This is a genomic window from Flammeovirga pectinis (genome assembly GCF_003970675.1).
GTDB lineage: Bacteria > Bacteroidota > Bacteroidia > Cytophagales > Flammeovirgaceae > Flammeovirga > Flammeovirga pectinis.
The window spans coordinates 1,268,443-1,280,266 of sequence record NZ_CP034562.1 but is presented as its reverse complement, the minus strand read 5'-3'; the positions used below and the strand labels follow the sequence as shown (position 1 = coordinate 1,280,266).

Here is an 11,824-nt window from a genome sequence, read left to right as displayed (position 1 = left end):
TTGTTATATCCATCTAAAAATTGATAACTCACTTACTTACAACTTAATATAGTTAAATTTATTGTAATTTGTATTACAATTTCAATCATGCAATCGATTGAAAAACACGCCTGTTAATAATTCCTGTTTAACAAATAATAAATGTATTTATTACACACATTTATAGATATTTACATCAAATACCAATTATCATTAAATTTAATTACTACATGAACATTCAGCATATTAAGAACCTATTCTCGGTTCTTCTAATATTACTAATCACTACTACAATTTCTTCTGCTCAGCAAAAGATTTTCTTACAAGGCTATACCAATTATGTTAGCGGCGACATTATGCCGTACAAATCACCTCAAGAAGATGCAAACCAAGCAATGTTAGTTCGTTGCCAAGAAGGAAAGCATGTAATGGAATGGGAAGCACAAGCTATTCCTACAGATTTCAATGGAGAATTTGTTGAATATGGTATGATCATGGGTGTTGATATTGATAGAGCACAATACAGCTATGAGATTTATATCAACGATAAAAAATATTTCACTTTTACTGCTCCAGAAGAAAGTATTCTTCAAGATGTAACTGATGAAGGTCCTAACGCGTCGACTTTTACATTCAAAGGAACAATGATCGATGCTTATAGCGATTTATTTGGCTATGGCTTCTTAAAAATAAAAGCAAGTGACCTTCCTAAAGGCGAACCTATTTCTATGAAAATAGTTGCTCCATCTATCGGCAAAGCAAGTTGGATGATGCTTTTTAAATATGGGTTAGATGGCAACATTAGCTGGAAACAAGAACCTGCTGTAATTAAAACGGCAAAAGGGCCAATGCAGCAATTAAGAGCTACGATCCTTCATTATGGAGACCCCGTAAAAGCGGTAATTACTGCAGGGAAAACAAAAGAAAAAGTAACCTTAAATGTAGGTGCTAATGTATTTAGAATTAATGTCCCTAAGGTAACAGAAGATACGCAAGTTCCTGTAAAGGTGACTGTCGGTAAGAAAGTGTTAGACAATAAAATGTTAGACGTTACTCCAGTTAAGCCTTACACCGTACATTTACTTCATCATTCACACGTAGATATTGGGTATACTCATACCCAAGATGAGGTTGAGAAAGTACAATGGAAAAACTTGGATGATGCAGTTATGATGAGTAAAAAGACTGTTGATTATCCTGAAGGTTCAAAATTTAAATGGAGTGTAGAAGTTATGTGGGCCGTAGAAAGCTATCTTAAAAATGCTTCTCCAGAAAAAAGAGCCGATTTCTTAGCTGCTGTAAGAAGTGGTGCTATTGAACTTGATGGACTTTACGGTAATATGCTTACAGGCTTATCAAACCCACAAGAATTAGTAGAATCTACTTTCGATGCTTTACAAATTGCTAAAGAAGTAGATGTACCTTTAGAATCTGCAATGATTACAGATGTTCCTGGTTATACATGGGGTTTAGTACCTGTTTTAGCTCATTCTGGAATTAAATATTTATCTGCAGGTACAAATGTATTCCATAGAATTGGTGGTACAATTTCTACATGGGGAGATCGTCCCTTCTATTGGTCTTCTCCTTCTGGAGAGGAAAAAGTTTTGGTTTGGGTGCATGAAAAAGGCTATAGTCATTTCCATACAGGTTTGGGCTTTAAAGACCTTAAAGTATTGCTTACTCCAAAATCTATTTTCGATTATTTAAATGAATTAAATGATAGAGCGTATCCGTACGATATCACAACGCTACGTTATACAGTTGGTTCTGATAATGGTCCTGTAGATACAGGAATTTCAGCTTCTGTAAAACATTGGAACGAAACATATGAAACTCCAAGAATAGAATTATCTACAACAACGGCTTCTTTTAAAGCTTTTGAAGATAAATACAAAGATGAGATTCCTGTTGTAAGTGGAGACTTCACTCCTTATTGGGAAGATGGTGCTGGTTCTACATCTAAAGAAACTACACTTGTTAGAAATGCTGCAGAGAAATTATCTCAAGCCATGACTGTTATGTCTTTAAATGGTGCAGATATACCTAATGAAACATTTGAACAAGCATGGAGGTTTGTTTTACTTTACAATGAACATACATGGGGTGCTTATAATTCTATCAGTGAACCTGAAGCAGATTTTGTACATTCTCAATGGTCTGTAAAGCAATCTTTTGCTTTAAAGGCTGATTCTATTGCTGATGCACTGTTAAATGAAGCATTATCACTTGGCGAAAAATCAAAGGGTATTGTACTTACCAATACATTAAACTGGGAGAGATCTGGGATTGTTAAGTTATCAAATACTCAATCTACCGCTGGGGATAAAGTAACTGATAAAGACGGTAATGTTCTTCCATCACAACGACTAAATAGTGGTGAATTAGCCATTTGGGTAACGGACCTTCCTGCCTATGGAAAGAAAGAAGTCTTTGTAAATGCAGGAACAGCAGTATCACCTAAAAAATTAAAGAATAACGCTAATGCGATAGAAAACAAATTCATTGCTTTAGAAATTGATGCTGAAACAGGTGCAATTACTAAATTATATGATAAAATTAGACGTAATAATTTAGCAGATACTAAAACTCTAAAAGGTTTAAATGATTACTATTACGTAGAAGGTAGAACTCCAAAATCTCCTTTAACTACTTCTAATGATGTTCAAATCAAATGGTTAGAAAAAGGTGATTTGCTAAGTACTATAGAAGTTACCTCTTCTGCTCCTGGTACAGAAGAATGGAAAAGAACGTTTACTATTAATGCTTATTCTGATCAAATCGATTTAGAAAATCACATCAATAAAACCAATATTTATACGGCAGAAGGCGTACACATTGCCTTTCCTTTTAATGTAAATAATGGTACTGTTAGAATTGATACTCCTTTTGGTGAGTACATTCCAGAGAAAGAGCAGTTACAAGGATCTTGTAAAAACTACTTTACGGTACAACGTTATGTTGATGTATCTAATTTAGATTATGGTATTACTTGGGTAACTCCAGATGCTCCAATGATCGAATTGGGTGAAATTACAACAGATGCTCTTTCTTATGGATGGGTGCAAGAGGTTAAACCAACACAAACTATTTATGCATATTTGATGAATAACTATTGGGAAACAAACTATAAAGCAAGTCAAGATGGCTGGCATACATTCCGTTTCTCTTTAAACCCACATGGTGCATATATTCCAAGCGAAGCAAAGAAGTTTAGTATGGGAATTTCTCAACCAATTCTTATTTCAGAAAATGAAAACAACAGCTTTGCAAGTTTAATACAACCTGCTTCTCCACAGATGATAATTACAGCGTCTAGACCTATGGGAGAAAATAAAGTTTTAGTTACTGTATTAAATGCTTCTAAAGGTGATAATCTTTTGGAATGGACAGCAAGTGATATAGTAAAATCAGTTGCATTGTCTAACATAAATGGCGACAATATTGGTTTATTTGATCAAGGTCAGAACATTCCTGAATGGGGATTAAGGTTCTTACTTATTGAGGTAAATCAAAATATTTAATAGAATTAAGGCGATGTTGAATATCAACATCGCCTTAATTTATACTTCTATTATTTAGATAAAATCTTCACATCTTCCATCTGCCACGATTTATCATACCATGCTTCTGTAGGAGAATATGTTCTAAACCAAATGAAAAAACCTTCATTTTCATTTGTCTGAATCCAATTTTCTTTCGCTACACCTTTTGGTTTTTTAGGCGAAAAATGTAATGTTATAGAACCATCTTTATTCTTTTTAATCCCATTTGTATAAGAACTTGCCCCCCATTTAAATTCTGCATTCCTCACCATCGATCTATATTCTGCATTATATGCAATAACAGACCAAAAATTAGCTGCCGGAATCCCCTTTGGTAAAGTGATAGAATAATGATTACTTCCACTTAAAAATGCTCCGTTTTCATCTTCATAAGCACCAATATATTGAGAACCCACTCCTTTTGGAGGTCTAGTCATTGCTGCACAAGTAAATGTTGCTTGGTGTGCCCAAACTTGATGTTGAGATGATGAATAATGATGTGTTTTTTTACTATTATAGTACTCATCAGAAACATTATTAGCCCATAACCATTTTGCTCCTTCCCACACCACAGCATCTTTATCTCTATTACAGAAAGTATTTACAAGCTGACGTTTGTTTCCTTCCTTATAGGCATTTTTTAATAATTCATTACTAACCGTTCCATCAAAAAGTCCTGCATCGTCTAAGTGACTATAAAGTAGAGCATATTTTGGTAACACCCCATTTAATTTAAAGTATTGTTTTATTAAAGGAAATACATCTTTAGGAGTGTAAAGCATATCCATATTTTTATTATCTACAGTTAACGATTCCGACGTATTATAAAAAGTAGTCACTGGAGGATTTTCTGCTTCATTTAACGAATACGTTTTAATATTATCTTTTAAATATTGTGCAGCACCTTTCCAATCGTTATCAATTACAAAACCTCTAATAAGCCATACAATTGTATTTGTTTGTGCTTGTACATGAATATATTCTTTAGGAATAGCTCCTTTATAATCTGGAGATGTAATTAAGTATTTCCCTCCTTTTCCTTTATCAACACCAAAAGGTCCTAAATCTGCAATATGAGTCCAGCCACTTCCATTTATCATTCCTAAAGTTTTAGCGGGCACTTCTACAACCACTGCTCCTCCATGCTGTTTATTTAGATTTACAGGATGCACCGCATAAAGGGTCTCAGAGTTGGCAGTTAAAACATTATGTCTAGAATCTACGGATGTTTCCATAATTCCAACATTTTGTTTTGTTGATCCTTCTTTAAAATAAGAGTTCCACAATGCCATAAAAGCAGCATCAGGGTGCAAATCTCCATAAGCGGCAACTAATCTCTCATAATCCATTTGATTAAATAACGAATCTGAATCTATACCAACAGGAACACCTGTTTGCGCATAAAGTGATCCCGAGAATAAAAGTGAGATAAGAATAAATATTTTTTTCATAACGTTGATATGTAATTTTTAATTAAACTCACTTATACAAACGCAACTAAAATGATCAGACATTTTCTTATTAGGTCAAAAAATTTTCTTTATAGTCCAATTTTAAAAAACATATATAGTGTTCTTTGATTACTAAATCAATTACTATATTTATAAGTATTTAAATTTAAAAACATGGTTACAAAAGAACTCTTCAATTTCCTGAATCAACTCGAAAAAAATAACAATAGAGAATGGTTTACAGAAAATAAGCCCACTTTTCAAAAGCATCAAGCTGAAATTAAAGATCTATTTCAAGACGTACAGACAAAATTATCTGCAACAGACAATATAGAGGGACATAAAATTTATAGAATATACAGAGATGTTCGTTTCTCTAAAGATAAGCTCCCTTATAAAAAACACTTTTCAGGATACTTTTCTAGAGCTACAAAGCAATTAAGAGGAGGATATTATTTACACATAGAGCATAACAATACCGTTGTTGGTGGGGGTTTTTATGCACCAAATTCTGAAGACCTAAAACGTATTCGTCAAGAATTTGAATATGGTGATTCTGAAATGAGAGCAATAATTGATTCTAAAGAATTTAAAGATACTTTTGGTGAATTAGTTGGTGATGAAGTAAAGTCTGCGCCTAGAGGCTTTGATAAAAATGATCCTGCAATTGATTTAATCAGAAAGAAACAATTTATTGTCATGCGAAAGTTTACAGATAAAGAAGTGTTATCTCCTCATTTTATCGAAGATGTTGTAAAAACTTTTGAGGCATTACGCCCATTCTTCGATTACATGAGTAGCATACTTACTACTGATTTAAACGGTGAACCAATAAAATAAAGTGAAGGGAAGTGGGGTTAAAACTTAGATAATGTACTTGGTAGACAACCGTACTTCTCTTTAAATAACTTACCAAAATGAGTTACACTTGTAAAACCTAAACTATACGTACAATCAGAAACATTGTGCGATCCTGCTTCTAGCCATTGGTGTGCTCTTTGTAATTTATAATCATTGGTGTATTGTAATATAGAATCGCCAATAATTTCTTTAAATAACTTTCTCAGTTTACTGTAACTAAATTGGGCAACTTCTGCTAAATCTTCGGCAGAAATCTTTTCTTCAAAGTTTTTTTCAATGTACTCTTTTACCATAAAGATCTTTTCTACATCTACTTCTGGTAGTGATCTTGGTAAAGCCTGAATCTTAAACCTATAGGCTACTTTATTGGCAAAATTGTAGAGTAATCTAAATGTTAAATAGTCGAGCTTTAAAAGCTCAATTTCATTATCAAAATCACAGTCTTTTACTTCTTGAATTAATTTTAAGGTAGCAGAAGAAATGTTCTCATAAATAATAAAAGGATCTTTTCCATTAAGCATTTGAGAAATAAACGGTTTATTATTTATGTTATACTTCTCTATAAAGGCCCTATCATATTTTATGGTTAGAAAAGATACTTTTGCTTTTGCATCAAAAAAAAAAACTTCATCTCTTTTTAGATTAGACCAATATTTCTTCTCTCTTATTCTAAAAGATGCCTCCTCAATATCATCAGTTAATTTAAAAGGAGTAAGAAAATACACAATCACGAATGTATCTTTTTCCTGTTTTTCTCTTATTAATCTTAGAGGTTCGTTTAAACGTCCTTCAAAAGAAGTCACTTCTAAATTACTATTTATTTGATACCCTTTTGCTATAATTTCCTCATCATTAGTGTTGATAATTATCTTATCTCTTTCTAGAACACCATTGTACTGTTGTACTAATTCTGGAAATACTTTTTTAAAGGATGCTGACTTAATTCGAATTTCTCTCATACTATCACCTTTTGATATTAATTACAGTATAAATATATACAATCATAAACTATTTTATAAGTGCAAATTCTTAATAATTGATTATTTATGATCTATAAATAGAATCCACTTTCTCAACTTCTTTTAACAGGCAAATATCAGAATGGAATAACATCATATCAATAACAATTACATAAAGCTATAAATAATAGAGACATTTGAACTATCAACATTAATCAAAATAAAAGATGAAATCTCTAATAGAAATAACAAAACAAGCACAAAAAAACATTCTTTTGTATCAACAACAAATGGATGAGATAAAAACAATCACTCGTGAGAAAAAACAGGAATTACAAGCCGAAATTTCTCTTAAAGTAAACGACACCATTTTAATTAGTGAGATTGAAACCCTTGAAAAATTATCGAAAGTGGAAGAAGAGTATAAAGTTATGATAGATAAAGTTACCACACTTAATAAATCTATGCTTGATTACTCTGACAGTACAAATGATAAATTACTAAATACACTTAAGAAGACATCTGAAGGGGCTATTACTAAAAGTGCTCTTCTTGATGATGAAGTGAAAAAAGAACTTATTGATAAAACCTTAAAGGACATGAATAACCTCCAAAGTAATTTAGAAAAGTTGATTAAGAACGGTAAAAATAAATTGGAGGGTATGAATCTAAAGACAAAAAATAAAGTTGATAAAACTAGTAACGATATCGAAAATTTAGTTTCTAAAACAGGTGATTTAACAGAAAAATTAGCAAACAAAGTGATCTATTAATATTAGCTGAATACAATAAAAAACGGTTACCAATCTAAATTGGTAACCGTTTTTTAGTTAAGAGCATTTTAGTTAGTACAACCAAATTGTCTTAATACCCTATTGTTCTATTTTCCTCGATCTCCATCATAGCATTTAACGCTAAGATATTTGCATCATGAGAAGCATCAGTTTCGTTATGTTCTAACGAATTTTGCATCTCTTTTACTGCATGTTGCAATTTCAACAAATTATCTTGCTTACGCTTAATTCGTTGATTCAGAAGATCGTAGTAAACTTTGTTTTTTTGTTGAACACCACTACTCATTGAATTTTTATGTTCTTCAACGAAATTATGCTGCTTAACGAAAACTTGCTTTAGTAATTTTATAATGCCCATAATAACACAGTTCAAATCTTTGAAAATTATAATAAGTAGAATTAGTCTGTTGTTGGTAGTTATAACAATATTAAGAAATATTATTGTTTTTGAAAGTTTCAAGGCACTAAATATCAAATAATTAGATCTAAAAGGACATTTTCTTTAAAAAGTACTAATCCACACTAATAATTTATGAGTTCTAATAGACATAAGTAGCTATACAAACTAACTTCAAGTCCTAATAATTCTTTGAATAATTCTATTTCAACAAAAAAAGCAAGCTTAAACGAATAAGATTGCTTTACTAAAGAACTTTAATATTATATTCTAAAAGAAGGTTACACTTTATATACACCTTCCTTTTTAAAGGCCTTAAATGTGTTTTTACTAATTACTTTATCCGTTTTCACCTCTAATATACTGAGTTTATCAGATGTTTGAATAAAGCTATCAAAAGTATAATAAAACTCTTCTCTAGAATTTAATTCCCAATGGTTGCAATTAAACTCTTCTGCTAAAAACTTTGCAGATGTTCTTTGTTCTGTTTCAAAATATTCTGATAATTCAGGTTGCTTAGTAGGACCTTCAATCATACTAAAAATCACCCCTCCATGGTTATTAAGTAATAAAACTTTAAGATTTGAAGGTAGGTAGTTATTCCAAAATGCATTTCTGTCGTAAAAGAAAGCTAAATCTCCAGTCAATAAGAAGTGAACACATTCTGGGTTACTTATCGCATGGCCTATAGCTGTACTTGTACTTCCATCAATTCCACTTGTACCTCTGTTTGCATAAACTGCAACATCATTTCTTTCCAAACCTATAAAATTAGCATAACGTACAGACATGCTGTTTGCTAGATGCAGAACACTATTTTCAGGTAACTCCCTTAATAAGTGATTTACTACTTCGAACTCCGAAAAAGACAACAACTCAAAGAAATCTATCTTATTGGTTTTTACAGCATCGTCTTTCTCTTTCCACTCTTCCAAATACGTTGTTGAATGGGCTAATTCATAACCAGAAAACTGATCAAAAAATGCATCTTCTGTAGAACGAATTACTTTAGTTAAAGATTGAAATGTATCTGCAACTTCACCTGCTTCTTGAATATGCCAATGTTCTTTTGGTGGGTTGCTTCTTAAAAACAATTTTAAATTTTTAGAGATCACAGACATTCCAAAAGTAATTAATACATCTGGTTGAAGAATCTCTATTTCTGAAGGAGAAAGGAAAACATCTTGGTGAATGACCGCGGTTTCAACACTTCCATAGTTTGAAATAATATCAGAAACTACAGGAAAAGGTAATCCTTCTAAGCTTTCTGCTAAAGAACTTTGGTATTGTCCCTGCCCTGCTACAATAAGAATTTTTTTATGATTATTGAGAATTGGAAGTAAAGTTTCTTCCCATGTCTCGTCATCTAAATAAGGTTCAGAAGATAAAATCTCTACGGCTCCAATGTTCTTATTTGAGAAATCAAATGTTTCATCTATTTCGGGATAAAAAGGTTCTCTTAAAGGCCAATTGATCTGAACTGGACCTTGAGGGAAATCTAAAGCCATTTGTAGTGCTTCTGCTCCAATTCGTTTCCTAAACCATTTTGCTTCGTCATGCCCTAAATCAACAGGCATCTGGTAGCTTCTTTTAATATGGTTCCCGTAAATATTTTGCTGACGAATTGTTTGTCCATCCCACTGATCTATCCATTCTGTTGGACGATCTGCTGTTAGTACAATAAGTGGAATACGCTGATAAAATGCTTCTGCTACTGCTGGTGCATAATTAAGTGCTGCAGTTCCAGATGTACAAGCAATTACAACGGGTGTTTTAGTTTGTTGTGCAATCCCTAAAGCTATAAAAGCTGCAGATCGCTCATCGCTAACCGTTCTAGTTTGAATATGAGGATGTCTTACAAAAGCTAATGTAAGTGGTGCAACTCTAGATCCCGGAGACAAAATTACTTGCCTTACTCCCATTTGATATAGTTGTTCTACAAAATTACCAACTTGAATCAATAAATCTTTTCTATGACTGCCCATAAACCACTAAATGATATTAAGTATAATAGAGTTTAGATCTCTCTGTCAACAACGTAAGAGATCAACTGATGTAATGCTGTTTTGTATTCAGAATCTGGTAATTCGTCTAAAATTTCTCTACCCTCTTTAATGTATTTTTCCATTGTTACGGTAGCATATTCTAAACCTCCAGAATTTTTCACAAACTCTATAATCTCACGAACTACCTTTTGATTGGTGTTCTGTGTTTTTATTTTAAAAATGATCTCTTTCCTTTTTAACCATTTTGCATTATTAAGTGCATAGATTAAAGGTAAAGTCATTTTCTTTTCTTTGATATCTATTCCTAAAGGCTTTCCAATTTCGGCAGTACCGTAATCAAATAAATCATCTTTTATCTGAAAGGCAATACCAATTTTCTCACCCATTTTGTGCATGCGTTTTACCACATCTTCTGATGCCCCCGCAGATGCTGCTCCAACTGCAGTACAAGCTGCAATTAAAGTGGCTGTTTTCTGACGGATTATTTCAAAATACACATCTTCAGTGATATCGAGTCTACGTGCTTTTTCAATTTGCATCAACTCTCCTTCACTCATTTCTCTTACTGCAGTAGAAACGTATTTGAGTAATTCAAAATCGTTATTTTCTACAGATAATAAAAGCCCTCTAGAAAGTAAATAATCACCAACAAGAACTGCTGTTTTATTTTTCCAAAGTGCTTTTATAGAGAAAAAACCTCTGCGGTAATCTGCATCATCTACAACATCATCGTGAACGAGAGTTGCAGTATGAAGTAGCTCTATTAATGCTGCACCTCTATACGTCTGATCGATTATTTCACCGGTAGCCCCTGCAGTAAGAAAAACTAAAATTGGGCGCATTTGTTTACCCTTACTTTTTACAATATAGTTCATAATCCTATCCAATAGGGCTACGTCACTCTTCATAAAAAAGCGGAATTTCTTTTCAAATTCGACCATCTGTTCCTTTACAGGGACTTGGAAGTCTTGCATTTTTTTAGGCATACTGTCTAGTTCGTTACTGGAACGTAAGCTACTTTCTTTGTCTCAAAAAATTCTTCTTCAAAAATTTCAGACATTTCAATAAGCTTATTCTTCTTTTTCAATTTTGAAAATTCTTCAGTAAGATCTCCTCCTTTCAAGCAAATAATACCATTCTTAAGATCATGCCCTTGCTGATGTGCCACTTTAGAGCGAACCCATCTATAAAGAACATCAATTCTAGTAACGGCTCTCGAAACTACAAAGTCATACTCTCCATCAACCTTTTCAGCACGCATTTGTTCTGCCACAATGTTTGTAAGACCAATAGTTTTTGCTATTTCGTTTACAACATTAATCTTTTTTGCTATCGAGTCAACAAGATGAAATTTCACTTTTGGAAATAAGATTGCTAAAGGAATTCCAGGAAAACCTCCACCAGTTCCTACGTCTAAAATTTCAGTACCAGGTTTAAATTCAATCACCTTTGCAATACTTAAAGAGTGAAGAACGTGACGTTCATATAAATTCTCAATATCTTTTCTTGAGATTACGTTAACCTTTTCATTCCACTCTGCATATAAATCTTGTAACTGTGCAAATTGATTTTTTTGCACTGCTGTCAAGTTCGGGAAGTATTTTTCGATGATATCTATTTTTGCCATTGCAAGTAATTTCTCTATCCAATAAAGGATCAAATTTAATAATTTTTTTTACACTCAGATGATCTCACTCAAGATTAATTCTCTCGATTTATCATCAAAATATAAAAAGATATTGCTTTATAATTTTTGAGATCTTAGTAGTATAACTAATAAGTACCCAAATATTCTTCAAAACTAAGATATTTAATTGATCTCTAATGAATAT

At 32.4% G+C, this 11,824-nt stretch carries 9 protein-coding genes; 3 read left to right on the top strand and 6 right to left on the bottom strand.

Annotation, left to right across the window (positions count from 1 at the left end; genetic code table 11):
* The first annotated feature begins 209 nt into the window (after nucleotides 1–209).
* Nucleotides 210–3,503, top strand: coding sequence for a glycoside hydrolase family 38 N-terminal domain-containing protein (locus EI427_RS05220; protein ID WP_126612356.1), 3,294 nt, complete (start codon nucleotides 210–212; stop codon nucleotides 3,501–3,503).
* 50 nt (nucleotides 3,504–3,553) lie between these two features.
* Here EI427_RS05220 and EI427_RS05215 read toward each other — a convergent pair whose 3' ends face one another.
* On the bottom strand, nucleotides 3,554–4,975 hold the full coding sequence (locus EI427_RS05215; RefSeq protein WP_126612354.1) for a DUF1214 domain-containing protein: 1,422 nt from the start codon (nucleotides 4,973–4,975) through the stop codon (nucleotides 3,554–3,556).
* 174 nt (nucleotides 4,976–5,149) lie between these two features.
* On the opposite strand from EI427_RS05215, the gene EI427_RS05210 reads away from it, so the two are divergent.
* On the top strand, nucleotides 5,150–5,815 hold the full coding sequence (locus EI427_RS05210; protein ID WP_126612352.1) for a DUF2461 domain-containing protein: 666 nt from the start codon (nucleotides 5,150–5,152) through the stop codon (nucleotides 5,813–5,815).
* 17 nt (nucleotides 5,816–5,832) lie between these two features.
* Here EI427_RS05210 and EI427_RS05205 read toward each other — a convergent pair whose 3' ends face one another.
* Complete coding sequence (locus tag EI427_RS05205; RefSeq protein ID WP_126612349.1) at nucleotides 5,833–6,795, bottom strand: helix-turn-helix transcriptional regulator; 963 nt, start codon at nucleotides 6,793–6,795, stop codon at nucleotides 5,833–5,835.
* 227 nt (nucleotides 6,796–7,022) lie between these two features.
* Here EI427_RS05205 and EI427_RS05200 point away from each other — a divergent pair, with 227 nt between their 5' ends.
* Nucleotides 7,023–7,568 (top strand): hypothetical protein, encoded by a 546-nt coding sequence (locus tag EI427_RS05200; protein WP_126612347.1) that lies wholly within the window; start codon nucleotides 7,023–7,025, stop codon nucleotides 7,566–7,568.
* A gap of 91 nt (nucleotides 7,569–7,659) precedes the next feature.
* On the opposite strand, the gene EI427_RS05195 is transcribed toward EI427_RS05200, so the two are convergent.
* From EI427_RS05195 to rsmG, 4 genes are all read right to left on the bottom strand, one after another.
* Nucleotides 7,660–7,875, bottom strand: coding sequence for a hypothetical protein (locus EI427_RS05195; protein WP_126612345.1), 216 nt, complete (start codon nucleotides 7,873–7,875; stop codon nucleotides 7,660–7,662).
* Between the two features lie 392 nt (nucleotides 7,876–8,267).
* Nucleotides 8,268–9,971 carry a 2-succinyl-5-enolpyruvyl-6-hydroxy-3-cyclohexene-1-carboxylic-acid synthase gene (menD, locus tag EI427_RS05190; protein ID WP_126612342.1) on the bottom strand — a complete coding sequence of 568 codons (1,704 nt, stop codon included), beginning with the start codon at nucleotides 9,969–9,971 and terminating at the stop codon, nucleotides 8,268–8,270.
* Between the two features lie 32 nt (nucleotides 9,972–10,003).
* Nucleotides 10,004–10,978 carry a polyprenyl synthetase family protein gene (locus EI427_RS05185; protein WP_126612340.1) on the bottom strand — a complete coding sequence of 325 codons (975 nt, stop codon included), beginning with the start codon at nucleotides 10,976–10,978 and terminating at the stop codon, nucleotides 10,004–10,006.
* A gap of 5 nt (nucleotides 10,979–10,983) precedes the next feature.
* Entirely contained in the window at nucleotides 10,984–11,619 is a 636-nt protein-coding gene (gene rsmG, locus EI427_RS05180; protein WP_205727901.1) for a 16S rRNA (guanine(527)-N(7))-methyltransferase RsmG, read from the bottom strand.
* Nucleotides 11,620–11,824: the final 205 nt, after the last annotated feature.

Bases quoted from the DNA above. Each gene is read 5' to 3' on its own strand.
- EI427_RS05185 (WP_126612340.1), bottom strand. From the start codon at position 10,978: ATGCCTAAAAAAATGCAAGACTTCCAAGTCCCTGTAAAGGAACAGATG.
- EI427_RS05205 (WP_126612349.1), bottom strand. From the start codon at position 6,795: ATGAGAGAAATTCGAATTAAGTCAGCATCCTTTAAAAAAGTATTTCCA.
- EI427_RS05210 (WP_126612352.1), top strand. From the start codon at position 5,150: ATGGTTACAAAAGAACTCTTCAATTTCCTGAATCAACTCGAAAAAAAT.
- EI427_RS05195 (WP_126612345.1), bottom strand. From the start codon at position 7,875: ATGAGTAGTGGTGTTCAACAAAAAAACAAAGTTTACTACGATCTTCTG.
- EI427_RS05215 (WP_126612354.1), bottom strand. From the start codon at position 4,975: ATGAAAAAAATATTTATTCTTATCTCACTTTTATTCTCGGGATCACTT.
- menD (WP_126612342.1), bottom strand. From the start codon at position 9,971: ATGGGCAGTCATAGAAAAGATTTATTGATTCAAGTTGGTAATTTTGTA.
- EI427_RS05200 (WP_126612347.1), top strand. From the start codon at position 7,023: ATGAAATCTCTAATAGAAATAACAAAACAAGCACAAAAAAACATTCTT.
- EI427_RS05220 (WP_126612356.1), top strand. From the start codon at position 210: ATGAACATTCAGCATATTAAGAACCTATTCTCGGTTCTTCTAATATTA.
- rsmG (WP_205727901.1), bottom strand. From the start codon at position 11,619: ATGGCAAAAATAGATATCATCGAAAAATACTTCCCGAACTTGACAGCA.